The organism is Desertibacillus haloalkaliphilus (assembly GCF_019039105.1).
In the GTDB taxonomy this organism is placed as follows: domain Bacteria; phylum Bacillota; class Bacilli; order Bacillales; family KJ1-10-99; genus Desertibacillus; species Desertibacillus haloalkaliphilus.
This window is the reverse complement of sequence record NZ_JAHPIV010000002.1, coordinates 83,851-108,675: the sequence shown is the minus strand read 5'-3', so window position 1 is coordinate 108,675 and position 24,825 is coordinate 83,851. Positions and strand designations below refer to the sequence as shown.

The window sequence follows — 24,825 nt, the reverse complement described above, 5'->3', positions numbered from 1 at the left end:
TTTACGGAGTCATCGGTTTTTCACTTGCAAACCAATCAGGACCCTTATAAGCCTCAATTGTTAACCACGTCATATATTCATTCGGTTTCAGTGTTAAAATATAATGAACGAATTCATGAAGGTGGATATGCGTTTTTTTCTTCTTCACCTTCGCCAATACACAGTCCCAAATGTCATCTATACTCGTACGATCATAACCTAAAAAATGAAATTCGTCAGCTTTGCTTTGCAAAGCTGGCTCAACATCTTCTCTCCATACTTCAAATTGTTGCATCGTAGTCGTTCCTCTCCCTTCTCTTTGATTCTTAATCACATTCTAGCTTTTAAGACTCGATCTCATTTTTCCCAAAGAAAGTTGCTACATAAAAGCCAGCAACAAAGGTCAGTAGGCTAATGATCAAGAGCAAGATATTTTGTTCGATTCCAGGAAAAATCACAAAAACGGAGCCGATCACCATCCCAATGATCGCTGCATACGTAAACACCGGCATTGTCTTCAAAAGCATCCGTATTAACTTACTACTAATGACTAAGCCTACAGCTACTCCACACCCGACAACAAATATAATAGGTAGATTTAAAGTCGCTAGCGCATTAATAACCGTTGCATACACCCCTAATAAGAGCATGACAAATGATCCACTCAACCCCGGTAAAAGCATCGACATACTAGCAATCCAGCCCGAGAAAAACAACAGAAGAGCAGATGAAGTATTCAACGTCTCAATCACCATCGACTCATCACTCTGCCTAAAAAACAATGTTGAGGCAATCAATGCCCCAGCAAGAAGTAAAACAAAATAATGATGCAAACGAAAGTTATTTTTATAGTCTACTTGACGTAATAAATAAGGTACAATCCCGGCTATTAAACCAAGAAAAAGAAAATAGGTAGGTTGTGGATAGAACTCCAATAACCATTTGATTAAACGGCTTAAAAGGAGGATCGCTAGAACCGCTCCAATTCCTAATGGAATAAGAAAACCTAGATACTGCTTCCACCTCCTACTAAAAAAGCCACTAATGGCCTCAATTAATCGATCATAAATGCCAAGAATGACCCCAATCGTCCCCCCACTTACACCTGGAACAAGATCTGAAGCCCCTATCATCATGCCACGTAAAATATTTTTCCATTCAAACATAGTTGTACTCCTTTTTTCTATCATTACAATGATCCATCCAAGAGCCATGCGCCAATGTAGCAAACATCCAGGATTCTTACTGAATTATTCTCTTTCAGTAACTACTTGTCATGCTTGGCCCCCTAATAAGCATATAAATAATTGTGGAAAATATCCATCATTTTTTTAGAAAGTAGGGGCGTACATGTCAAAACAAACTTTTCTCCAGGGTACGTTAATTTTAATTATAGCTGGACTGATCACACGCATCCTTGGCTTCATAAACAAAATTGTCGTCGCCAGAATCATGGGAGCTGAAGGCGTCGGCCTTTATATGATGGCTGTCCCAACGCTTCTGCTCATCATCACACTAACTCAGCTTGGCTTACCGGTAGCTATCTCAAAATTAGTAGCAGAAGCTGAAGCTATCGCAGACCGTCGAAAAATCAAACGCATTCTCGTTGTCTCCCTTACTGTTACTGGCATATTAAGTCTCGTATTCACATTTGGAATGATTGCATTTGCACCCATTATAGCAGAGACTTTACTGACAGACGAACGAGCCTACTATCCACTCATTGCGATTGCACCAATCGTACCTATTGTTGCCTTGTCGTCAGTATTACGTGGTTATTTTCAAGGGCGACAAAATATGAGACCGACAGCTTATTCACAAGTGATCGAACAAGTCATTCGAATTACCCTCGTTGCTGTTTTCACATCAGCATTTTTACCATACGGTGTTGAATATGCAGCTGCTGGTGCCATGATCTCAGTTGTTATTGGCGAGCTCGCCTCGCTCATTTTTATGATCTGCATGTTCAAAGCGAAGAAAAGAATTCGAATTCGCCGCGGTTTTTTCGACTTCCTAAAACAAGGAAAAAAGACCTTCCAAGACCTTATGGCCATAGCATTGCCAACGACAGGGAGTCGTCTCATCGGATCTATTACCTTTTTCTTTGAGCCGATCGTCGTTGCACAAAGTCTCGCCATTGCCGGTGTGGCAACAGCGGTTGCTACAACTCAATATGGAGAACTTTCAGGTTTTGCGATCCCGTTACTGTATTTACCGACATTTATCACATACTCACTTTCCGTTTCGCTCGTCCCAGCCATTAGTGAGGCAGCGGCAATGAAGCACTATGCAACGATTCACCACCGTCTCGGGCAGGCGTTACGGTTAGCCCTTATTTCTGGAGGAATTTCGATTGTTGTTTTATATGTATTTGCCGTACCAATCATGGACCTGATGTATAATGAACCAACGGTCGCATCTTACTTAAAAGTAATGGCTCCATTTAGTATCTTCCTATACTTCCAAGGACCATTGCAAGCGACACTACAGGCACTTAATCTAGCTAAAGCAGCGATGATGAATAGTTTTATTGGAGCAATCGTCAAAATTGCCGCCATCTTCGCCCTCGCGACACGACCGGAACTCGGGATTATGGGGGCCGCCCTTGCCATTGTCATTGGGATTGTATTGGTCACATTGCTACACTTTGCGACTGTCGTTAAATCGATTGGTTTCACTTTAAACATACGCGACTTACTTAAGGTCGTTATAACGATGGCGATTACAACAATTACAGGATACGTTTTATACGAATTTTCCTTTGAAACGATACAACTATTACCACGTACAATTATTTCAATTACAATCACTGCGATCGTCTACGGACTTTTATTACTTGTCCTGGGCTTAATTAAAAAGGAAGAGATCAACCGTGTTCCCTTTATCGGTAAGTTCTTATCGCTGTTCATTAGAAAATAAAATGATACTGGGGATGTCTCAAAAAGGTGTGGTTCCTACCTTATGGGACATCCCCAGAACAAATGACAAAGTCGCTACCCTTTTTTGGGTTGCTTTTTTATTTTCATACTACCCGTTAACAATTTCGCCTCCGTTGACATGGATCATTTGGCCGGACATATATGAAGAATCATCAGAGGCTAAAAATACGTAACTCGGCGCTAATTCTTCTGGTTGTCCTGCTCGCATCATCGCTGTGTTTTGACCAAACGAAGCAACATCTTCACTCGAAAAAGTGGATGGAATCAATGGCGTCCAAATGGGCCCAGGCGCAACACCGTTGACACGAATTCCTTGTCCAGCTAACGATTCTGATAAAGACCGTGTCAGAGATACAAGTGCTCCTTTTGTTGCTGAATAATCAATCAGCTGCTTGTTGCCTTTGTAAGCAGTCACTGAGGCCGTATTAATAATTGAGCTCCCTGGTTTTAGATAGGGGATCGCAGCTTTGATCAGATAAAAGGGCGCAAAAACATTGGTACGAAACGTTCGTTCTAGCTGTTCGGCACTAATCATATCAATTCCAGCTTGCGGATGCTGTTCTGCTGCGTTATTAATTAACACATCCACTTTTCCATATTGGTCAATGGTCGCTTGAACCAATTGCTCACAAAAAGACTCCTCACCGATATCACCGCTAACGAGTAAACACGTCCTCCCCTCCTCCTCTACTTGTCGTTTCGTTTCTGCTGCATCCTCATGTTCATTTAAATACGAAATCACAACATCTGCACCTTCTTTAGCAAAAGCAACCGCTACGGCACGGCCAATGCCACTATCTCCTCCTGTCAGTAACGCTACTTTATTTTGTAATTTCCCACTTCCTTGGTACGTTGGCTTCTCATACATCGGAAGCGGAACCATGTTTGATTCAATTCCCGGTTGCTGATCTTGATGTTGCGGTGGTTGACTGATGGGATATGATCGTTTATCCAAAAATGATGCCTCCTTCACTCTAGATTCCTACGATTAGTATAAGCGGTTCTTAAACTTTTATTTAAGGCTGTGTTAAAGTTTAGTGTTGATGGTCGTTGATATTGGGCTCATTTCGTGCGAAACCTTAGTTTCGCACGCCTTTCAGGTACTGAAAGGTTGGAAGATATGAATAAAATCATGGAGAAAATTTATTTTCTCATAGGATTTCATTCATATCTCCCATAAAATGAGCCCAATATCAACATTCAACAATAACAGAGCCTATTGTAAAAAGGTACGAAAAAGGCTGGACAAAACAGTTGATTTTACTGTTTCATCCAGCCCAAAAACATACGATAGAAGTGTTGCTTGTCCTCTTCTACTTTATTTACTTTTTTCTGATACTTGGTCAACAATGACAGAAATGGCTCCGTCCCCAGTGACGTTTGTCGCCGTTCCAAAACTATCTTGGGCCATATATAATGCAATCATTAAGCCAATGGCTGCCTCATTAAACCCAAACATCGTCATTAAGACCCCGGTCGCTGCCATAATCGCTCCCCCAGGAACACCCGGCGCTGCCACCATGATCACACCAAGCATAAGGATAAACGGAATCATTTGTGTAAAGCTTGGCATGGCTAATTCTGGTGTTAAGGTCATTACCGCAACCGTACAAGTAACGATTGTAATCACACTTCCAGATAAATGAATGTTTGCTGATAACGGTACAACAAAGTTTGCAATATCTTCCTTCACACGGTTTTGTTTCGTTGAACGTAATGTCACAGGAATTGTCGCTGCACTACTCATTGTTCCGAGCGCTGTAAAATAAGCAGGCAACATATTTTTTAATAATTGGAATGGATTTCGTTTGCTAATTGAACCAGCTGTGATGTACTGAATGATGATCCATAGCCAATGAGTACAAATCGCTAGAACTAAGACAACACCGAACACTTTTAAAGTTTCAAAAACAGTTCCTTCATAAGCAAGCTCAGCAAAAATCCCTGCGATGTACAATGGTAAAAAAGGAATGATAATCTTTGAAATGACTAAATCGATGATTTTTTTACCTTCATCGAACATTGACTTTAATGTCGCGCTACCTGTTTTCGCTACACCTATTCCAAATACAAAAGCTGTAATGAGCGCTGTTACAACTCCCATAAGTGGTGTGAATTCAATATTTAAAAGAGGCTCTAACGCCGCCGTCCCTTCCTCAATTGATTGATATCCACTAGATATATTTGGGATGATGATGCTAGCCACAAAAAATGCGACGATCCCTGCCAAGAAGGTTGACAAGTATGCAACACCAACCGTTTTTCCAACAAGACCTCCTGAGCGCTGACCTAATCCAGCGACACCAGAAGCTATGAAAAATAAAATAATAAATGGAATAATAAAGCCAATAAAACTTCCAAACACCGTCTTTATTGTAATCATTAGCCTAACGATGAATTCAGGCCCAACTAATCCTATAAGAATACCTGCTATGATCCCCACAAGTAATTTAAGTATTAACTTCATTTTTTTCCCCTCACTTTTTTAGTGTCTGTTTACAGTGCACATTTGTTTCTTACAATATTACATTATCGAAAAAATATTTCAAGATATTTTTTAAATATATTTTCTAAGAAAGCAGAAAGAGGCTGGGACAAAAGGTTGGCTTTACCTTTTATCCTAGCCTCGAAGCAAGGAGCGTAGCCACCACCATCTTTTAAAAACCCGTTGTGAGACTCACAAACGGGCATGTGGCAAGTGGTCATTGCCACTATTGTAGGTTTGTCCCGCCCCTCAATTTACCAGAAAAAGGCAGCACCTAAAGCAAATCCCCCAATGGCAGCTAGTGCAACCGGAAACGTTCGACCATAGCCAAATCCATAACGGCCATAACCTGGGTAACCACCATAACCTGGATAGCCTCCTACACCGCCATAAGGTCCAAAAAACCCATAACCAAAGCCACCAAAGCTAGGTGCTTTCCGCGAGGGCCCAGCACCTTCTCGTTCTAGCCAAACATGTTGTCTATCTACATCAACAATTTTCCCTTGATAAAGGTGACCGCTTTGATCATGGATTTTGACAAATTGTCCACGATGTTTACAACAAAGGTCATAATAGTAAGTCGTATAGGACATGAAAAGCCTCCTTTAAGAAGTCTCATGATATCCTATTTCATTTTTCACTCATTGCTTATACGCCTGTCTAGATCTCATAAATTAGTTGTGGATTTATATTGTAAGCACTACGATTAATCATCCAAATCTATAAAAAAGGAACCATTTTTATCAACTGAACAATAGGAGATTTTTTTTATATCTCGATAACCTAACTTTCTTAGTTCTTGCCTTAACCATAACTGTGTTTGATTAATTTTCTCTAGATGTTGTTGCTGGATCTCACCATCTAGAATGAGAGGGACAGGAAGGAAATTATGTAGGTTATCTTCTCCATTTGTTTTAGCTTCCTTTTCAATCACAGATAACTTTCCAGATGGCTCTAGAATAGCAAATTCAACGTCAGAAACACTCCTAATTTTATTTTGTCGGAGTTGAACGAGGAGATCGTCGAAATTGTAACGTTGTTTTCGCATCTCATTTTCGTCAATCTTTCCTTGGTTAATCAATACCGATGGCTTTCCATCAACTATATCTCTTATTTTTTCACTTTTTAGTCCGATATAAGCTAATGTGATTTGAATGATCGACAAAATAAGAATGGGAACAATCGTATTTAACATTGGTGCGGCCGTATTTTCAATCGAGATCACAGCTAGTTCTGCAATCATGATACTTACGACAAAATCAATTACCGATAATTGACCAATCTCTCTTTTCCCCATAAAGCGAAGAACAAGAAGGATAATAACATAAATCAATAATGTTCGTAATATCATTGTTCCATAATCCAACCTCTTTCCCTCCTCGCTTGCCTCGTTTACTTTATCGCTTGTCTAATTCCTAGTTTGACCATAATCAGTTAGAACATGACCTACAGCTTTTGGAAATCACTCCATAGTAAAAAGGCTCGGGCAAAAGGTAAAAAACCAACCTTTGTCCCCAACCTCTTTTTAGTGAAATGGAATTAAGTACCTCACATATAAATAAACCGTTGAAATAATAAACGAAACGAGCGCAACAGGAGCACCTACCTTTAGAAACTCCATGTAACTAAACGGTTGCTTGGCTTTCATTGCAAGCCCAGCGACAATCACATTCGCTGTCGCACCGATTAATGTTCCATTCCCACCGAGACAAGCTCCTAATGCAAGTGCCCACCATAAAGGGTCTAAATTCGTCATACCATAATTTTCAAATTCTAATATGACAGGAATCATTGCCGCTACAAAGGGGATATTATCAACAAAACCGGAAAGTATTCCCGAACTCCACAAGATGAAGATTGATGTTTTTGGTAAATCTCCATCTGTATAATATATAATCGATTTTGCAATTTCATCGATAATCCCGACATCTTTTAATCCACCAACAAGCATAAAAAGACCAACAAAGAAAAACAATGTCACCCACTCGACCGACTTAAATACTTCCTCAATATTTTGTTCTTGATGCGTTAACAACATTAAAAGTAATGCACCTGCCATCGCAATACTCGTTAATTCAACCTTTAATAATGGCTGAATAATAAATCCGAACGTCGTGACAGCGAGAACTGATACTGACTTAATTAATAACGGCTTGTGCTTTAAATAAGACTTTGGCTCAATCGCTAGTAACCTCATTTGGTTTTCTGTCGTTACTTTTAGTGAATTTCGATAATACATGACTAAACCTGTTAAAATGACGATAAAGATAAACAAAACAACCGGACCTAAATGAAATAAAAAATCATTAAAACTAAGATGTTCAACAGCTTGACCAATCATCAGGTTTGGAGGATCACCAATTAACGTCGCAGTACCACCTATATTAGAGGCAAGAATAATGGTAAGCAAAAATGGGACAGCATTCATTTCAAGCATTCGGGTTAAGGTTAAAACGATCGGTACAATCAAGAGTACAGTTGTCACGTTATTTAAAAAAGCAGAACCGACTGCTGTTAAGATCGACAAAAAAATAAGTAAAGGAACCGGTTTTCCTTTAACTTGCTTCGCCACGGTTACCGCTATGTATTCAAATGCCCCACTTTGACTCGTAATTGATACGAGGATCATCATCGCTAACAAAAGTGTGATCGTATGCCAATCGATATGTTGCAAAAAGGCGGCATCTAAATCAATCACACCGACAAATAGCATCATGACCCCACCAAGACAGGCAACAAGAGCACGGTTCAACTTTTCACTAATAATGATAATATAACTGATCGTAAAAATGATAAAGGCCAAAGTAACTTCCATCTGATCTCCTCCCCATTTCTATCATCCTATGATGGGTTCGTCCTAAAAATACTTCTCAAATAGAAATGTTTTAAAGGCGAGATCTTTACTTTTTTGGCGTTACACGCTGTTTTCTAAAACAAATTATTCTAATCTGTCCAAGCACGAATAAGCTATTAGTAAACAAATGAATAATGAAAGGGGAGAGGACTTTTGACACATCGGGGCATCATTCCAGGAATGTTGTACGGCGTACTAACGATTTTAGCAATTGCGCTTTCCTTTAGCTTTATTGTCTCTTTAGTATTAACCTTCACAGCATTTACAGAATCTTCATTTTCTTGGCTGATCTTAACGGCATCCTTCCTTGCACTATTTATCGGGGGTGTTGTATCAGGCATGATTTCGAAGCAGAAAGGTTGGGTCGTTGGTGCAGCAACTGCCTTACTTTATTCTGTGATCACATTTCTCATCCAATATTTAGGGTACAATTCAACATTCTCACTTGAACAATATGTTCACCACGCAGGCTACCTCGCTTGTGGTGTCTTAGGTGGGATTATTGGAGTTAATCTATTTAGCAATCAATCCTAAAAGAAAGGAGGTGTCCTAAATGGTTGATTTAAACCTTTTAAGACACCTCCAAATAAAACGCAACCAATTTCTGGTTGCGTTTTATTTATGTACATTAATCTGGATTGACTACTTCACGTACAGCTGAGCGATCATACGTAAGTTTACGGTTATCATCAACTAGAATGACAATTTTGTCTTCATCAATTGCATCGATAGTTCCATGTAAACCACCAATTGTAATGATCTTGTTTCCTTTTTGTAGGTTATCATGCATTTCTTTAATTGCCTTTTGTCGCTTTTGCTGCGGGCGAATTAAAAGAAAGTAGAAAATCGCAAACATTAAAATTAGCGGACCAAGCGTTGCTAATAAATCCATTGTTCTCCCCCCTTTCACAAACCTATAACGTTAAGCTGGCAAGACAAACCTTTTTACGGAGCCAACCCTATACTATATTACTTTAAATCATACAGTTTTCCTGTATATTTTAAAAGTTTTTTGCATTTGGTTTGTTGAATCCATATTGTTCAAAAAATTCTTCACGAAAATCGAGTAATCGATCTTCACGAATCGCCTGCCTCACTTGCTCCATTAAGTTTAACAAGAAATAAAGATTATGGTAAGAGGTTAAGCGAAATCCGAACGTTTCATCACATTTAACGAGATGACGAATATAGGCTCGTGAATAGTTCCGACAAACATGACAATCACAATTTTCATCCAATGGTGAAAAGTCACGCGCATATTTAGCATTCCGGACGACAAGACGTCCTTTGCTCGTCATTAATGTCCCATTTCTAGCAATTCTTGTCGGCAAGACACAGTCAAACATGTCGACCCCTCGAATTGCCCCATCAATTAATGAATCTGGTGAACCCACCCCCATTAAATAGCGTGGCTTATTGTCTGGAAGTAGTGGTGTCGTAAATTCAAGTACACGATTCATCACATCTTTCGGTTCACCGACGGATAAACCTCCAATGGCGTACCCAGGAAAGTCGAGTGATACTAAATCGCTCGCACTTTGGCGCCGAAGATCTTCATACTCGCCACCTTGAATAATCCCAAATAACCCTTGATCATTAGGGCGCTTATGTCCTTCAAGACAACGCTCTGCCCAACGGCTTGTCCGCTCGACTGAATTTTTCATATACTCATGTTCAGCCGGATACGGAGGACACTCATCAAAGGCCATCATAATATCTGAACCTAGGGCATTTTGAATCTCCATGGCTCCCTCAGGACTTAAGAACAGCTTTTCACCACTTAAATGATTTCGAAAATAAACCCCTTCTTCTTTTATCTTACGCAAGTCACTTAAACTAAAGACCTGAAAACCACCAGAATCTGTTAAAATCGGCTTGTCCCAATTCATAAACTGATGTAGTCCACCTGCTTCTTTCACAATATCATGACCAGGTCGAAGCCATAAATGATACGTATTACTTAAAATAATTTGTGAGCCAATTTCCTTTAATTCCTCAGGACTCATTGTTTTTACAGTTGCCAATGTCCCAACAGGCATAAAGATAGGCGTCTCAAACACCCCATGAGGTGTATGGACTCTCCCTAAACGCGCACCTGACTGCTTACACGTTTTGATATGTTCATAGGTAACGGCTGCCATTACTTGTAACTCCCTTCTAAGATGAGCATTGCATCTCCAAAACTAAAAAAGCGATAGCGTTCTCTTACCGCTTCTTCATAAGCTTTTAAGATAAATTCGCGTCCGGCTAAGGCACTAACAAGCATCATTAGCGTTGATTTAGGCAAATGGAAATTCGTGATCATACCATGGATGCCTTGAAAGTGATAACCAGGAAAAATAAAAATATCGGTCCAGCCTGACGATTCTTTGAACGTTCCTTCATTGTCTCTAGCAATCGTCTCTAATGTCCGAGCAGAAGTTGTTCCAACCGCAATAATTTGACCGCCATCTCGCTTTACCTGATTCAGCAATTGAGCGGTCCCTTCTGTCATTTGGTAAAACTCAGCATGCATGTCATGCTCCTCAATATTCTCTACACTGACTGGTCGAAACGTGCCAAGCCCAACATGTAAGGTAATATAGGTGATATGTACACCTTTCTCTTCAATCTCCTTCAATAATTGTTCTGTGAAATGAAGGCCTGCGGTTGGTGCTGCGGCGGACCCACGATGTTTAGCAAATACGGTTTGATAACGCTCTTTATCATCGAGTTGCTCGGTAATATACGGCGGGAGTGGCATTTCACCTAGCTGATCAAGAACTTCATGAAAAATCCCTTCATAGCTAAATTCAATCACACGCCCACCGTGTTCTAGTTCTTCTACACAAACACCCCGAAGCCGGCCATCTCCAAATGTAACAGTTGTTCCTACTTTAACCCGTTTCGCCGGTTTAACCAATGTCTCCCAACGGTCATTTTCCAATTGCTTCAAAAGTAAGGTTTCAACTTTTGCACCCGTTTCTTCTTTCATCCCGTATAATCTCGCTGGCAAAACTCTTGTATCATTTAACACCAAACAGTCACCAGGATTGAGATAATCAATGATTGATGGAAATTGTTGGTGAGAAATCTTCTCCACCTTTGGGTCAACAACGAGTAGCCTTGAAGCACTCCGCTCTCTTAGTGGCGTCTGTGCGATAAGTTCTTCTGGTAATGTAAAATCAAATTGATTGACATCCATAACGATTCACCTTTTCATCTTCGGATTGCTAGTTCTTTGATTATTATTTACAAGTTATTGTGCAACAATCCTATTTAGAATACAAAACAGAGCACTCAATGACAAGTATCTTTTAACGAAAACGACCAATCACGTAAAAAATTAACGATAGAACGATACTTAAAATAATTGACGTCACAATCGGGAAATAAAATGTCGTATTTCCTTTTTTAATAAAAATGTCGCCCGGGAGCTTGCCTAGTGAAAAATATTTACCACCTACCTGCCACAACAATCCAATAACAATTAAAACGATCCCAACCGTCACTAAGATTTTTGGCATGCTACTCACTTTGGCACCTCCATATTAAAATGGTGATAGACATCAGCCGTCACAACTCTTCCACGCGGGGTTCGCTGTAAGAAACCAATTTGCAGCAAATACGGCTCATACACATCCTCAATCGTATGTGCCTCTTCACCAATCGTAGCTGCAATGGTATCTAACCCTACCGGACCGCCACGGAACTTCTCGATAATCCCCATCAATAACTTATGATCAATATGATCTAATCCCAAACGATCCACTTGTAGCTTCTCAAGTGCATCGACCGCTAATTGCTCGGAGATGATACCATCACTTTGGACTTGGGCAAAATCACGAACTCTGCGTAATAGCCTGTTCGCAATCCTTGGTGTACCACGTGACCGTCTTGCAATCTCATTAGTCGCTTGCCCTTGAATTTCTACACCGAGCAGTTCCGCCGTTCGGTCTACAATTAATGCAAGCTCTTCTTCTCGGTAAAATTCAAGTCGCGATAAGACGCCAAAGCGATCACGCAATGGCGCTGATAACAATCCAGCCCTTGTTGTTGCACCAACCAATGTAAAGGGAGGTAAATCAAGCCGTACAGACCTAGCTGTCGGTCCTTTACCGATCACAATGTCAATACAAAAATCCTCCATCGCCGGATACAACACTTCTTCGACAATTCGATTGAGACGATGAATCTCATCAATAAATAAGACATCACCTGGCTCTAGCGCAGTTAAAATCGCTGCTAAGTCACCAGGACGCTCAATCGCAGGTCCTGAAGTTGTGCGCATTTGTACGCCCATCTCATTTGCAATAATCGCCGAAAGCGTTGTTTTCCCTAAGCCAGGCGGACCATATAGCAAAACATGATCAAGCGCCTCTTCACGCATTTTTGCCGCTTCAATAAAGACACGTAGATTTTCTTTTACTTTTTCTTGACCGATGTACTGGCTTAAATCACTTGGACGCAAACTAAAATCTAACGCATCTTCAGCAAACTGAGACTCAGCCGAAACCATCCTTTCATCCACAGAAGTCACCTCCACTCTTTTTTCCAACCTATTCGATTCACTTAACGATTCATGATTAATTGCAACGCCATCTTAATGTATTGATCAGTCGTTGTATCCTCTTCTCGAAGCGTTGGTAGTACACGATTAATTTCTCGATCAACATACCCAAGTGCCTTCAATGCTTCAACCGCTTCATCAAGTGCTCCTGAGTTCAACTGTTCCTTCGGTGTTAATGTTTCACTTTCATCAATCGATCTAGATTCAAATAAGTGCGGTGCGAAATCATCCAACTTCCCTTTTAAATCTAGAATCATTTGTCTTGCCGTTTTCTTTCCAACCCCGGGGAACTTCACTAAAAATGCCTCATCCTCTTCTTCAATCGCTTTTATGACATGATCAGGCTGTCCTGTCGCCAGAACCGCTAACGCTCCTTTAGGTCCAATCCCTGACACATTCAAAAGTTTCTCAAACAATGCCCGTTCCTGTCTCGTTTTAAACCCATATAACCGTAATATATCTTCACGAACGTGCTGATACGTATATACTTTAACCATTTCTTCTTGGTTTGCTTGATATTCAAACGGATTAGCGCAGTAGATTTGATACCCAATGTTACTCGTTTCTAGAACGATGTATTGTGTATCAATAAAGTCAACTTTACCATATACAAATTCTATCAAAAGTGATTCTCCCCTTTTTTTTTGCGAACGTTCATTTCTATTTTATATTATCATGAAGATGTTGCAACCGTCATTGCCTTTCATTCATTCCCGGAATCAACTTCTTTTCCTCAGTGAACTTACCCTTAAACTTAATCCTAAGGCGGCGCGAGTAAGCTTACTTCTCTGACTTTTCCTCATTGCTAGCGCACTCCGCCTTTTTACCACTAAAAAAGAGTGGTTTCCGAACTCGTCAACCACTCTCCAACCTATTACATTTCTTTAATCGCAAATTTTTTAAAGGTTTTCAACACTTGTTCATAATGCTCTCGCGATTGAACAGGAATTCCTTCTTTCAAATTTACATGCTGATGACTTTTCAGTTTCTTTGTATTAATTTGATATAATGACTGAATGACATTTTCTTCGGTCGGTTTACCTTCATATAACTTTAATGTTCCATCTTCAGAAATACCAAAATAACCATTTATTTTTAATAAAGGCGAAATGTCATCCACCTGCTGTTTAAATACGACTTTGTCTTCGGCCTGATCGACGAGTGTCCAATTTTCATAAAAGGCCCAGAAGTCCTCCATCGACCAAATCGTTTCCTCGACAACTTCTTCACTCACTTCTCCATCTAAATACTCTCTTTCTAAAATCACTTCAACGGTTTTGGGACCCATCACTTCATATGTTTCTTCTTGTTGAGCTGGTGGTTTATCCTCTACTTTTTCAGCAACACTTTTTTCCATAGATGAAAATGCAATAAGACAACTCATTAAAAAGAACAAAGCAATAAAAGCCGGATACTTTTTAATTAAAACAATCAATGGGCGAACTTTCATCTTGATCATCACCACCAGTAGTTATATTTGTTCATAAAAAAACTTCCATTCATTATGATATTGTTACCATGAATGGAAGTCTTTATCCGTATAATTTTTTATCCTTGGTGGAACTTCTCATAAACGTCATCAGCTGCTTCTAGATTGTGATAAACGTTCTGTACATCATCATTATCTTCTAATGTTTCAATTAATTTAAGAACCTTAAGAGCATCATCATCCGTTAGTTCCGTTTTTGTTTGCGGAAGCATCGTAACCTCTGCTGTTGAAAATGTATATCCTTGCTCTTCAAGTGCGGTCTTAACAGGCTCAAACTCTTCAGGGTCTGTCAAAATTTCAAATACGTCCTCTGTTGTTTCCAATTCATCGGCACCAGCTTCAATCACTTCTAATAACATCTCATCTTCATCAACATCGACATGCTCACGATCGATCACAAGCAAACCTTTGCGATCAAACATAAAAGAAACGCAGCCATTTTCACCTAGATTTCCACCGTTTTTATTGAATGCGTGCCGAACCTCTGCGGCTGATCGGTTTTTATTATCGGTTAATACATCGACCATGACTGCAACCCCGCTAGGCCCATAACCTTCATAACGAATTTCCTCATAGGTTACCCCATCAAGTTCCCCAAGTGCTTTTTTTATCGTTCGTTCAATATTATCATTTGGCATATTCGCCGCCTTGGCTTTATTAATGGCCATCCGTAACCTGGCATTTGTGGTTGGATCATCACCGCCATTTCGAGTCGCGGCAAAAATTTCCTTTGAAATTTTCGTGAAGACCTTACCACGGATTGCATCTTGTCTCCCTTTACGGTGTTGGATATTTTTCCATTTCGAATGTCCTGCCACTTTATTGACTCCCCTCTTTCCTTGCTGTCTCTTTATTTTAACATAGATCATCGAATTTTTTTATGTTTGAATTTGCCCATAAAAAAACAAGAACAGGCGCTATTACCTGTTCTTGTTCCTCATCATTTATCGAGAACGTTCAAATGGTCGTTGAGCCGCTCGACCAAGATCCCCAATCATTTCTCGGAATGTAGCACCAACTTCATCAAATGCTGCACCACCACGCAAACGGTCATCCATTGTGCGAATACGGTTTACACCATCACGATCGGTCACAACATGAACGTCATAGTCATTATTGACCTCTCTAACAGCCTCACGCACTTGAGACTCAATTCGCCCTCTATCTTGACCATCTCCATCAATACCAACAACTACTGTATTATCATTAACAATGACACGTGGGTCATTTACATTATCGAGTCGGTTCACTCTGTCTGTTATGCGTTGTACTGCTTGACTATCATAGTCTTGATGATAATTGGCAGTACCTGTTCCCACACGGTTTTGAGCTTGTCCTCTCAGGGTTCCCGTATTATCAACCATCCCAGTGCGGTTTCCAGTTAATCCAGCAGCTCCCGCACCAGTACCTCTTTGTCCGGTTAAGCCCGTTGTACGTCTACCACCGGCATCCTGTGTCGCTCGTCGGCCATCTAATTCAGCTGCACCCATACCTTGGCGCTGTCCTGTCATACCGACATTAGCGCCACCATACGTACCTGTTCCCGCCGGGCGCTGGTTAATGTTCGCTTGACCAATCGTACCACGACGATCTTGATTCGCACCAGTCACTCCTTGGCCACGATGATTGCCAGTTTGACCAATAATACCTTCACGCTGACCAGTTTGAGTTCCGCGAACGTTTTGACGTGACATGCCACGTCCTCGAACGTTTTCACCCATCAGGCCGGCACCAGCATCACGACGGTTTGGCGTCATCATATCAGTTAATGGCCCCTCACCAGTCCAACGATCTCCAGCTCCTCGAGCTGCAGTGTCATTTCTTGTTGCGGTACCTGTTGTCTGGTCCGTGGCTTGTGTATTCATACCCACTTGACGCGCACCCATATCTGCACCTTGATTATCGACTCCACAACCTGCAAGTCCACCTAAGATCATTGAGGCTGCTGTTAACGAAAGAGCAAACTTTTTCATATTTTGAATACCTCCTTTCACCATTTATGATGGCAACTGAAGGTTTAAATTACTCTGTTATATCTAGGAAGAGAGAAGAAATAATGGTGGGTGAAAGCGACATAGACATCACTCCCAATAACGGCACAGTACGCCCACCTTCCAACGTATGTGTATTAAACATAGTGTTAAACCTAATTACATAAAAAATGTAAACGTACAAGCACTATTTTTCGCTTTGGTTTCCATTTTCCTAAACCAAAAAAAGGCGAAGGGTATTCCTCGCCTTTTTTGATTTAGGATTTAATAATTTGATGTAGAATTTCCCCCTGCACCTGACGATTGATCTTCTGTTCCTGATGAATCAACCTCTGATTGAGTCACCTGATTGTAATATTGATCCCTCATCGCATTTTGTTGGGACGTTTGGTAAGCTCTTGCATATGGCATCGCTCCTGGCATTGCTGGTTGCTGGGGCTGAGCATGTTGATAAGAACCCGGGTGTTGTTCAGGTGGATAGGCCATATGTGATGGATAAGGAGCTTCCGGTGCCATTCCGCCATAGCCGTGCTGTGGCATCATTGGATATGGTGAATACGGTGATGGCTGAGCACAACCAGGGATCACACCAGTCATCGGTACGCAATGTTGCGGCATATACTGCATCGGTGCCATTTGTGGTGGCATCTGTGGTGGCATCTGTGGTGGCATTTTTGGCATCGGTGCCATTTGTGGTGCCATTTGTGGTGCCATTTGTGGTGCCATTTGCGGTGCCATTTGCGGTGCCATCGGTGGTACCATCTGTGGCATCTGTGGTGCCATCGGTGGCATCGGTGGCATCGGTGGTTTTACCATTTTCGGCTCTGGCAATTCTGTCTTCACGTCTTTCGGGATTGTCGGTTTCACATCGGGCTTCTTCGGTGGTTCATGTTTTATCTCAGGCTTCTTGATTTCAGGTTTCTTTACAGGTTTTGGTGGCTTAGGCGGCTCAGGAACCTTTGGAGCCTTATATTCTGGCTTTGCCTTTGGCTTCGGTTTTGCTGGTTGTTTATAAACATTGAAGTTCATGTTCATTTCCTGTTTTTGCTGAACAGGTTGTTGCATAATCGGTTGCTGCATGATTGGCATTTCTACATGAGGCGGCGTTGGTATTTTTTCTGGCTCTTTCGGCGGCATTTTATACGGAACTTCTTTTGGCTTTGGTTTTGGCATCTCTTTAGGTACTTCTTTCTTTACTTTGGGAACGGGCTTCTCTTTTGGCGCCATATGTTCTTTTGGTTTCGCTGGTGCTTCTTTCTTTTTCACAGGTACACCTGCTGTTGGAATTTTCACCTTCATTCCAGGCATAATCATGTCCGGATTCGATAATTGCTGGTTCGCTGCTTTTAGTTCTTCAAAGTCCACATTATACTTGTCTGCTAACTTCCATAACGTATCTCCTTTTTGAACGATATGAATTTTCACCGTCTATCTCCCTCCTAAAACAATTCTTTACATCCTATGCATTGGTAGGCGTATAAGTACATTCACGAACAAAATTAGTATTAAAAATGAATACCCTCAGCACAATCTATGCGCAAACAATAACGTATATACCAAACTTACGAAACGGAACATAAGAGGGCATTCGTTTTTACATATAAAAAGGTGCCCTAAAGGTTGGTGGGAAACCTTTAGAACACCCCTCGATCAGGTCCTTATGCACGTACTAACATGCGTTCGAGCGCACGAATCGCATCGTTAGCGGTTTGTTTATCAACGGTAATTTCATTGATGACTTCATTTTGTTTAATTGATTCTAACGCCCATAACAAATGCGGAAGATCAATTCGATTCATCGTTAAGCATGGGCACATATTTGGATTTAATGAGATTACTTTCTTATCTTGGTGAAGGTTGGCAAGACGTGCTACTAGATTCATTTCTGTCCCAACAGCCCACTTACTGCCAGGGGCTGCCTGTTCTAATGTTTTAATAATATCATTCGTTGAGCCATTATAATCAGCTTGCTGGACCACTTCATGTGTACATTCTGGGTGCACGATGATCGAATAATCGGGATCTTGCTGTCGTAACTTCTTTATGTTTTCAACGGTAAATTTCTCATGAACCGAGCAATGTCCTTTCCATAAAATCACTTTCACATTGTTTATATCTCCATCGTATTCAAACGCCTCTGTCACAGGGTCCCATACAGCCATTTCGTCCAAAGTAATTCCTAAATCATACGCTGTATTTCTACCTAAATGTTGATCAGGCAAAAATAAGATCCGTTCCTTTTGTGTAAATGCCCATTCAACCATCTTCTTTGCATTCGACGAAGTGACCGTTGCCCCTCCATTGCGTCCACAAAAAGCTTTAATCGCTGCCGTACTATTCACATAGGTTAATGGCAAGACCGTATCTCCAAAAACATCTTGAAACACGTCCCAAGCGGCCTCGGTCTGGTGAATATCCGCCATATCCGCCATCGAACAACCAGCCCGCATATCAGGTAAAATAACCGTTTGCTCCTCACTTGTTAAAATATCAGCCGTTTCCGCCATAAAGTGGACACCACAAAATACAATATAATCCGCTTTTTTATTACTCGCTGATTGTTGTGCTAACTGTAATGAGTCACCTGTATCATCGGCAAAAGCGATTACTTCATCTTTTTGATAATGGTGGCCAGGAATGTATAATTTTTCACCAAACGTTTCCTTTATTTCTCGAACCCGTTGCTGCAGTTCAGCTGTTGTCATTTGTCTATACTTCTCAGGTAATACGAACGGTGTATTCATTAGATCTAAAACACTCATGATTTGCTTCCTCCTTGAACATTAAAACTTATATCTAGAGCTCTTGCGGAATGCGTTAAAAACCCTAACGACAAATAATCAACAAATGTATCACGATAATCAGCGACCGTTGCTAAATCGATTCCCCCTGACACCTCAGTTGATATTGAACCTGGAACAAGCTCAACAAACTCACGAACCTCATCGGGTGAACGATTATCAAACATAATAATATCTGCTTTCGCTTCTACAGCCTCAATTACTTCTTCTCTTGTTTCCGTTTCCACTTCTACTTTTACCATATGCCCTAGTTGGTCCTTTACGCGGCGAACAGCGGCAGTAATTCCACCACATGCTGCAATATGATTGTCTTTAATCATGACTCCATCGTATAACCCTAGACGATGATTGTAGCCACCTCCACAACGAACCGCATATTTTTCAAACATCCGTAGCCCTGGCGTTGTTTTTCTTGTATCACAGATTCTTGTATGCGAGCTACCGAGTATTGCAACAGCTTTATTCGTAAGCGTTGCAACCCCACTCATCCGCTGCACGAGGTTCAAAACAACACGTTCTGCACTTAATAAATCAACCATCGGTCCATGTACAGTGGCTATAACATCTCCATGTCTGACTTCAGCCCCATCTCGAACATATAAAGAAACATCTATATCCTCATTAAATAATGCGTAGGCTTGCCTAATCACTTCAACCCCACTAATGATTCCATCACTTTTTACAACAAACGTCCCGCTCCCTACGTGGTCGTTCGTAAAAACCGTTTGACTAGTAAGATCACCTTCACCCAAATCCTCAATAAAAAATTGTTTCAATTGCTCCCTTACTTTGATTGGATTCATTCTTAATCGCTCCTAAACAGTCGTCTTTATATTCTCAACTTTCTCTTGCACGTTCGGGTCACTTGGATACAAGCAATATGTTTGTAAACCTAGCCAATCATCGTTTGCCTGAGGATAATCCATACGATAATGCCCACCTCGACTCTCCGTGCGCAGCAACGCAGATAAGGTAACGAGGTAACCGACTGTTAATAGATTACAAATGGTCTTTTGCTCGACACTGACGTGAAGTAAGTGGTTATTTGTGATCATCGGTTCGAATGACTCGAACCATCTTTTAGCCTTCATTAAACCGTCGTGATCACGAGTTATCCCAACATACTTGCTCATGATCTCTTGGATTTCAGTTGCTTGTGGTAGAGTTACCTTACTCTCAAGTGGATGTATGCTTGGTTGGTAATATGCCTCGAACGAGAACGGTTGAGATAAGATGTGTTGCGCAACTTCATTTGCAAATACGACCGCTTCTAATAATGAATTACTAGCTAAGCGATTCGCACCATGTACCCCCGTTCGAGCAACTTCCCCAACAGCATATAACCTAGGGACAGTCGTTTCACCGACTTCATTGGTATCCACCCCACCCATAAAAAAGTGTGCACCAGGTGCTACCGGGATTTTTCCAGCTGAGGTGTCGATTTGTGCCTCCTTGCATAATTGTGTAATCGATGGGAAACGTTCTTTAAAGTTTGAAATTTCTGCAATTGAAAGGTAGACCTTTTCATCATGAAGTAAGGCTTGATGAATCGCTCTCGCAACCACATCTCTTGGTCCAAGATCTTCATCATCATGAATTCCTTCCATGATAAAATGTCCTTGACTCGTAATAAGCCTTGCCCCTTCACCTCGAACGGCCTCTGACACGAGTCCAATGGCTCGCTTGTCTTTCACAGCCATTGTTGGGTGAAACTGAATAAACTCCATATCAGCAAGTCGTGCACCAGCCCGGTAAGCCATGGCGAGCCCATCCCCTGTCGCGTTCTTACCATTTGAGGTCACCGAATACAGTTGTCCAGCACCACCACTAGCTAAAATTGTAAAATCAGCATAATAGGTTACGAGATTACCATTCTCATTCTTTGTCGTTACCCCTACACATTGGCCTTCGTCGATCAAAAAATCCAACGCCATCTCATGCTCGAAAATCGTGACATGCTCTTTAACACGAGAAAGCAAACAGTCGATCAATTCTTTACCCGTAGCATCACCGCCAGCGTGAAGTATTCGTCTTCTACGATGGGCACCTTCTTTTCCAAGCGCCCATGATCCATTAGGTTGTCGATCAAATGTTACACCTAACTGTAAAAGTTTTTCGATTAACTCAGGTCCTTTTTTAACTAGCTTTTCGGTGATTTGTTGCTTATTATGAAAGCCTCCAGCCATAACCGTATCAAAAAAATGATCGCGCCAATCATCCGCATCACTAATGGCAGCGGCGATACCGCCTTGAGCCAACCTTGAATTGCTTTGCTCCAAATTAGACTTTGTGATAAGAATCACATTCTTTTGTAAAGAAAGAATCTCGGCTGCCATTAAACCCGCTAGCCCACTACCGATAACGATGACATCAGCCCGTCTACTAATCATTTTGAACACCCCCACTTCCCACGTTTACTTTACACCTGTCTTGACACTTATATTTACATAAAATTAAACTAGTGACAAGAGTTTTTTTTAAAATCTCATATAGAAAGTAGTGATCTCGTGATTTACCTTGACCATGCAGCAACGACACCGATGTCTGCTAGTGCCTTAGCAACCTATACAACTGCAGCAAAAAACTATTACGGAAATTCTAATAGTTTACATGATTATGGAACGACAGCAGACCAAATTGTAACTGCTTCTAGAAAGCAAATTTCAACAATCATTAATGGCGATAGTAATGGGGTTTACTTTACAGGAAATGGTTCAGAAGCAAACCGTTTAGCGGTCCTCTCCCTGCTTGGTGCACACAAACAAAAAGGGAACCACCTGATTACATCAGAGATTGAACATCCGTCCCTGTTAAATACCTTTTCCTTACTAGAACAACAAGGGTATAATGTAACCTATATGCCTGTAGACCGTCACGGCAAAATTAACGTCAGTGAACTGGCTAAGGCAATCCGATCAACGACAGTGCTCGTTTCGATTCAGCATGCCAATTCTGAAATCGGCACGATCCAATCCATTTATGAAATCGGACAATTACTAAAAGACAAGGGAATACTATTTCACAGTGATTGTGTACAGACCTTTGGAAAAATTCCTCTTAATGTCAAAGAAGCTAGGCTTGATAGTATTTCAATCTCTGCTCATAAAATTTATGGACCAAAAGGGATCGGTGCAGTTTATATTGATCCTGCAGTCTCTTGGAAGGCGCAAGTACCAAACACAACGCATGAAAAAGGGTTTAGACCTGGAACCTTGGATGTACCTACCATCGCTGCCTTTGCGCAAGCGGCAAAAGAAACTGACGATGAGCGACCAGAAGAATGCAACCGTCTATCACGTTTAAAAACATACTTTCTCGAACATATCGATTCTGACAAGATTAAACTTGAGGGGCACCCCATCGATCGTCTTCCCCATCATTTAGGCTTACGAATTAAAGGAATGGAAGGACAACTCGTCATGCTTGAATGCAACCGCTATGGTATTGCGATTTCGACAGGCAGCGCATGTAAAGTAGGGCAACACGCGCCCTCGAAGGCCTTACTTGCGGTCGGCTGTTCAGTCCAAGAAGCCAATGAATTTATTCGACTCACCTTTGGTAGAGATACAACTAAAGCAGACATTGATCAAACCCTTACTTGTCTAGAGAAAATAATAAAAGATTACAAATCAAAAACACCGGTTTAAAAGTAAGGAGTGTAACCGTATATGGACAAGGGAAAGAAATTATTAGGAGAAAAACGAAGAGAGTTTATCTTGCAATCATTGCAACACTCACAACAGGCGTTAACCGGAAGTGAATTGTCAGAAAAAACAAATGTCAGTAGACAAGTGATCGTGCAAGACATCTCGATTTTAAAAGCGAGGAATTACCCCATCATTGCCACTTCACAAGGGTACATGATGCTAAACGAAGCAAATACGAAAATCGAGCGAATCATCGCTTGCCAACATCATGCAGATGATACTAGGGAAGAGCTTCAGATCATCGTTGACCATGGGGCTAGTGTTAAAAATGTCATGGTCGAGCACCCTGTCTATGGCGACTTAACCGCCTCGTTGTTGATTCATAACCGTCGTGACGTCGAGAATTTCTTAGCGAAGATGAAAGAAACAAACGCTAATTTGCTAGCTGATCTCACAGATGGGACCCATTTGCACACGATTGAAGCAGATACGAAGCAACAGCTTAATGATACCTGTGAAGCCTTAAAGAAAGCTGGTTTTTTATTATCATCCTAAGCAATAAAGCCGTCTCAACGATAAGAGACGGCTTTATTGCTTAGGAATATATTATTTAATCGAAGGAGCTGTTTTTTTTGCCTTTGTCAATGAGTAACATGTGTAACTGCCTAGGATTCGCACACCACAATCAAGCGCCTGGAGCTCGGCAACAACACCTGGAATTAATACATCGTCCATTTTATGATCAACATCGATGACAAAAAAGTAATTTCCTAAGCCTGTTTTCATTGGTCGTGATTCAATCTTCGATAGATTGAGCTTGCGCCAAGCAAAGGCAGATAATACTTGATGAAGGGCTCCGGAATAATCCGATGGTAACGTCACCATCATCGTCGTCTTATCACCAACATACAATGGCGATGAATTCGCTATCGATGCACCGTCACGATCTAAGATCACAAAACGCGTATGGTTATTGTCATAGTCATGAATATTTTCTTGAACAATCTCAAGTTGATATTTTTTAGCTGCTAACTCATTGCCAATCGCTGCAACCGGCTGTTCTGGGTGATCCTTTACCCATTTCACCGCTGATCCCGTTGAATTCATATAAACCTTGTCTGCATCAGGTAATACGTTTCGCAAAAATTCGTGGCATTGTGCAATCGCATGCGGGTGTGAGCGTACCTCTTTGATCGTTGTCCATGAATCAACATTTTCTTTATGAACCATCAAATGTTGCTCAATCGGGACAGTCACTTCACCTACAATTGGCAAGTTATGTTTGTGGATTAAGTAATCTAACGTTAAATTAACTGATCCTTCAATTGCATTTTCAAGGGGAACGACCGCATAATCTACTTCACCTTGGGCTAATCCATCCATACAATTGGGAATCGTCGTGTACGGCTTATGTTCTTCGTTTGGAAAAATCGTCGCTGCAGCCATTTCTGTAAATGTTCCTTTTGGTCCTAAATAAGCAACACTATTACCCATTCTTTTTCAACCCTTTCTCATGATCCTGAACCAACTAATTCAACCTTCTCAACAGCATCCATTTCTTCTAAGCTTTTTACTAAATCACTAATTGTCGTCTTCATCGGCGCTGTATCAATCGTTAATGTTATATTTGCTCTGCCTTGCAGAGGGATCGTTTGGTTAATCGTTAATACGTTTGATCCCTCTGTGGCAACTAGAGATAGCAGTTCTGATAAGGCTCCAGAACGATCCTCTAAGTTTATTGATAAAGTAATAATTTTTTCTTTCACCATCGTATGGAAAGGAAAGATTCCATCTTTATATTTATAAAACGCACTTCTACTTAATCCAACAGCGTGGACAGCTTCAGCAATCGTGTTCTCTTTTCCACGCTCAAGTAACGCTTTTGCCTCCAATGTTTTTTGCATCGCTTCTGTTAACATATCTTCACGAACGAGATAAAACTGATCAATTTTGCCAGCCACAACCTTCACCACCACATTCTATTCAACAGATAAAAAGCTATTCATTTATTATAAATTTGTAAGAACTTTTTGACAACTGCTCTTGAGATGATTTATAAAATTTTCACTAATTTCATCTAGTTTCCTTTCA

Annotated in this window: 26 protein-coding genes; 4 read left to right on the top strand and 22 right to left on the bottom strand. The window is 41.0% G+C overall.

Annotated features, from left to right (window positions below; genetic code table 11):
• Nucleotide 1: 1 nt before the first annotated feature.
• Together KH400_RS02715 and KH400_RS02710 are read right to left on the bottom strand one after the other, a co-directional pair.
• Nucleotides 2-313, bottom strand: coding sequence for a post-transcriptional regulator (locus KH400_RS02715; RefSeq protein WP_312889007.1), 312 nt, complete (start codon nt 311-313; stop codon nt 2-4).
• 10 nt (nt 314-323) lie between these two features.
• Nucleotides 324-1,145: a DUF368 domain-containing protein gene (locus tag KH400_RS02710; RefSeq protein WP_217221663.1), complete on the bottom strand. Its 822-nt coding sequence runs from the start codon at nt 1,143-1,145 to the stop codon at nt 324-326.
• Nucleotides 1,146-1,329: 184 nt separating this feature from the next.
• Between KH400_RS02710 and spoVB the strand changes: the two genes are divergently transcribed.
• A complete protein-coding gene (spoVB, locus tag KH400_RS02705; protein ID WP_217221662.1) occupies nt 1,330-2,898 on the top strand; it encodes a stage V sporulation protein B in 1,569 nt (522 codons plus the stop codon).
• 108 nt (nt 2,899-3,006) lie between these two features.
• Here the strand turns inward: spoVB and KH400_RS02700 are convergent, their stop codons facing one another.
• The 5 genes from KH400_RS02700 to KH400_RS02680 all read right to left on the bottom strand — a co-directional run bounded on the left by KH400_RS02700 (nt 3,007) and on the right by KH400_RS02680 (nt 8,218).
• A complete protein-coding gene (locus KH400_RS02700; protein WP_217221661.1) occupies nt 3,007-3,873 on the bottom strand; it encodes an SDR family oxidoreductase in 867 nt (288 codons plus the stop codon).
• Between the two features lie 363 nt (nt 3,874-4,236).
• Nucleotides 4,237-5,385, bottom strand: a complete 1,149-nt coding sequence (locus KH400_RS02695; RefSeq protein ID WP_217221660.1) for a dicarboxylate/amino acid:cation symporter — start codon at nt 5,383-5,385, stop codon at nt 4,237-4,239.
• A gap of 272 nt (nt 5,386-5,657) precedes the next feature.
• Nucleotides 5,658-5,996, bottom strand: a complete 339-nt coding sequence (locus KH400_RS02690; protein WP_217221659.1) for a hypothetical protein — start codon at nt 5,994-5,996, stop codon at nt 5,658-5,660.
• 113 nt (nt 5,997-6,109) lie between these two features.
• On the bottom strand, nt 6,110-6,769 hold the full coding sequence (locus tag KH400_RS02685; protein ID WP_217221658.1) for a DUF421 domain-containing protein: 660 nt from the start codon (nt 6,767-6,769) through the stop codon (nt 6,110-6,112).
• A 159-nt stretch (nt 6,770-6,928) separates the two neighbouring features.
• Nucleotides 6,929-8,218, bottom strand: a complete 1,290-nt coding sequence (locus KH400_RS02680; RefSeq protein ID WP_217221657.1) for an ArsB/NhaD family transporter — start codon at nt 8,216-8,218, stop codon at nt 6,929-6,931.
• 192 nt (nt 8,219-8,410) lie between these two features.
• Between KH400_RS02680 and KH400_RS02675 the strand changes: the two genes are divergently transcribed.
• Nucleotides 8,411-8,791: a TIGR04086 family membrane protein gene (locus tag KH400_RS02675; protein ID WP_246589251.1), complete on the top strand. Its 381-nt coding sequence runs from the start codon at nt 8,411-8,413 to the stop codon at nt 8,789-8,791.
• Between the two features lie 94 nt (nt 8,792-8,885).
• Here KH400_RS02675 and yajC read toward each other — a convergent pair whose 3' ends face one another.
• The 13 genes from yajC to nadB all read right to left on the bottom strand — a co-directional run bounded on the left by yajC (nt 8,886) and on the right by nadB (nt 21,477).
• A complete protein-coding gene (yajC, locus tag KH400_RS02670) occupies nt 8,886-9,149 on the bottom strand; it encodes a preprotein translocase subunit YajC (protein WP_217221656.1) in 264 nt (87 codons plus the stop codon).
• A gap of 109 nt (nt 9,150-9,258) precedes the next feature.
• Nucleotides 9,259-10,398, bottom strand: coding sequence for a tRNA guanosine(34) transglycosylase Tgt (gene tgt / locus KH400_RS02665; RefSeq protein ID WP_217221655.1), 1,140 nt, complete (start codon nt 10,396-10,398; stop codon nt 9,259-9,261).
• Nucleotides 10,398-11,441 (bottom strand): tRNA preQ1(34) S-adenosylmethionine ribosyltransferase-isomerase QueA, encoded by a 1,044-nt coding sequence (queA, locus tag KH400_RS02660; RefSeq protein WP_217221654.1) that lies wholly within the window; start codon nt 11,439-11,441, stop codon nt 10,398-10,400. The genes tgt and queA overlap by 1 nt, the downstream gene beginning before the upstream one ends.
• A 112-nt stretch (nt 11,442-11,553) precedes the next feature.
• Nucleotides 11,554-11,763 (bottom strand): DUF2905 domain-containing protein, encoded by a 210-nt coding sequence (locus KH400_RS02655; protein ID WP_246589324.1) that lies wholly within the window; start codon nt 11,761-11,763, stop codon nt 11,554-11,556.
• A gap of 5 nt (nt 11,764-11,768) precedes the next feature.
• Entirely contained in the window at nt 11,769-12,767 is a 999-nt protein-coding gene (gene ruvB / locus KH400_RS02650) for a Holliday junction branch migration DNA helicase RuvB (RefSeq protein ID WP_217221652.1), read from the bottom strand.
• 41 nt (nt 12,768-12,808) lie between these two features.
• The gene (gene ruvA / locus KH400_RS02645; protein WP_217221651.1) at nt 12,809-13,429 is read right to left on the bottom strand and encodes a Holliday junction branch migration protein RuvA; all 621 of its coding nucleotides are present in this window, start codon (nt 13,427-13,429) and stop codon (nt 12,809-12,811) included.
• A gap of 251 nt (nt 13,430-13,680) precedes the next feature.
• Nucleotides 13,681-14,256: a BofC C-terminal domain-containing protein gene (locus tag KH400_RS02640; RefSeq protein ID WP_217221650.1), complete on the bottom strand. Its 576-nt coding sequence runs from the start codon at nt 14,254-14,256 to the stop codon at nt 13,681-13,683.
• 98 nt (nt 14,257-14,354) lie between these two features.
• Entirely contained in the window at nt 14,355-15,113 is a 759-nt protein-coding gene (locus KH400_RS02635; RefSeq protein ID WP_217221649.1) for a YebC/PmpR family DNA-binding transcriptional regulator, read from the bottom strand.
• A 126-nt stretch (nt 15,114-15,239) separates the two neighbouring features.
• Nucleotides 15,240-16,268 carry a YhcN/YlaJ family sporulation lipoprotein gene (locus KH400_RS02630; protein ID WP_217221648.1) on the bottom strand — a complete coding sequence of 343 codons (1,029 nt, stop codon included), beginning with the start codon at nt 16,266-16,268 and terminating at the stop codon, nt 15,240-15,242.
• A 282-nt stretch (nt 16,269-16,550) separates the two neighbouring features.
• Nucleotides 16,551-17,711, bottom strand: a complete 1,161-nt coding sequence (safA, locus tag KH400_RS02625) for a SafA/ExsA family spore coat assembly protein (protein WP_217221647.1) — start codon at nt 17,709-17,711, stop codon at nt 16,551-16,553.
• A gap of 233 nt (nt 17,712-17,944) precedes the next feature.
• On the bottom strand, nt 17,945-19,048 hold the full coding sequence (gene nadA, locus KH400_RS02620) for a quinolinate synthase NadA (RefSeq protein ID WP_217221646.1): 1,104 nt from the start codon (nt 19,046-19,048) through the stop codon (nt 17,945-17,947).
• Nucleotides 19,045-19,890 (bottom strand): carboxylating nicotinate-nucleotide diphosphorylase, encoded by an 846-nt coding sequence (gene nadC / locus KH400_RS02615; protein WP_217221645.1) that lies wholly within the window; start codon nt 19,888-19,890, stop codon nt 19,045-19,047. The genes nadA and nadC overlap by 4 nt, the downstream gene beginning before the upstream one ends.
• Nucleotides 19,891-19,902: 12 nt before the next feature.
• The gene (gene nadB / locus KH400_RS02610) at nt 19,903-21,477 is read right to left on the bottom strand and encodes an L-aspartate oxidase (protein WP_217221644.1); all 1,575 of its coding nucleotides are present in this window, start codon (nt 21,475-21,477) and stop codon (nt 19,903-19,905) included.
• 117 nt (nt 21,478-21,594) lie between these two features.
• On the opposite strand from nadB, the gene KH400_RS02605 reads away from it, so the two are divergent.
• On the top strand, nt 21,595-22,734 hold the full coding sequence (locus KH400_RS02605) for an IscS subfamily cysteine desulfurase (protein ID WP_217221643.1): 1,140 nt from the start codon (nt 21,595-21,597) through the stop codon (nt 22,732-22,734).
• A gap of 21 nt (nt 22,735-22,755) precedes the next feature.
• Nucleotides 22,756-23,289, top strand: a complete 534-nt coding sequence (locus KH400_RS02600; protein WP_217221642.1) for a transcription repressor NadR — start codon at nt 22,756-22,758, stop codon at nt 23,287-23,289.
• Between the two features lie 51 nt (nt 23,290-23,340).
• Here the strand turns inward: KH400_RS02600 and pheA are convergent, their stop codons facing one another.
• A complete protein-coding gene (gene pheA, locus KH400_RS02595; protein ID WP_217221641.1) occupies nt 23,341-24,228 on the bottom strand; it encodes a prephenate dehydratase in 888 nt (295 codons plus the stop codon).
• Nucleotides 24,229-24,245: 17 nt separating this feature from the next.
• Nucleotides 24,246-24,683 (bottom strand): transcriptional regulator ThrR, encoded by a 438-nt coding sequence (thrR, locus tag KH400_RS02590; RefSeq protein WP_312889022.1) that lies wholly within the window; start codon nt 24,681-24,683, stop codon nt 24,246-24,248.
• Nucleotides 24,684-24,825 lie beyond the last annotated feature (142 nt).

Coding starts and splice junctions, on each gene's coding strand:
- KH400_RS02710 (WP_217221663.1), bottom strand. CDS start 1,145: ATGTTTGAATGGAAAAATATTTTACGTGGCATGATGATAGGGGCTTCA.
- spoVB (WP_217221662.1), top strand. CDS start 1,330: ATGTCAAAACAAACTTTTCTCCAGGGTACGTTAATTTTAATTATAGCT.
- KH400_RS02695 (WP_217221660.1), bottom strand. CDS start 5,385: ATGAAGTTAATACTTAAATTACTTGTGGGGATCATAGCAGGTATTCTT.
- KH400_RS02690 (WP_217221659.1), bottom strand. CDS start 5,996: ATGTCCTATACGACTTACTATTATGACCTTTGTTGTAAACATCGTGGA.
- KH400_RS02680 (WP_217221657.1), bottom strand. CDS start 8,218: ATGGAAGTTACTTTGGCCTTTATCATTTTTACGATCAGTTATATTATC.
- yajC (WP_217221656.1), bottom strand. CDS start 9,149: ATGGATTTATTAGCAACGCTTGGTCCGCTAATTTTAATGTTTGCGATT.
- tgt (WP_217221655.1), bottom strand. CDS start 10,398: ATGGCAGCCGTTACCTATGAACATATCAAAACGTGTAAGCAGTCAGGT.
- queA (WP_217221654.1), bottom strand. CDS start 11,441: ATGGATGTCAATCAATTTGATTTTACATTACCAGAAGAACTTATCGCA.
- KH400_RS02655 (WP_246589324.1), bottom strand. CDS start 11,763: ATGCCAAAAATCTTAGTGACGGTTGGGATCGTTTTAATTGTTATTGGA.
- KH400_RS02640 (WP_217221650.1), bottom strand. CDS start 14,256: ATGAAAGTTCGCCCATTGATTGTTTTAATTAAAAAGTATCCGGCTTTT.
- KH400_RS02630 (WP_217221648.1), bottom strand. CDS start 16,268: ATGAAAAAGTTTGCTCTTTCGTTAACAGCAGCCTCAATGATCTTAGGT.
- nadA (WP_217221646.1), bottom strand. CDS start 19,048: ATGAGTGTTTTAGATCTAATGAATACACCGTTCGTATTACCTGAGAAG.
- nadC (WP_217221645.1), bottom strand. CDS start 19,890: ATGAATCCAATCAAAGTAAGGGAGCAATTGAAACAATTTTTTATTGAG.
- nadB (WP_217221644.1), bottom strand. CDS start 21,477: ATGATTAGTAGACGGGCTGATGTCATCGTTATCGGTAGTGGGCTAGCG.
- KH400_RS02600 (WP_217221642.1), top strand. CDS start 22,756: ATGGACAAGGGAAAGAAATTATTAGGAGAAAAACGAAGAGAGTTTATC.
- pheA (WP_217221641.1), bottom strand. CDS start 24,228: ATGGGTAATAGTGTTGCTTATTTAGGACCAAAAGGAACATTTACAGAA.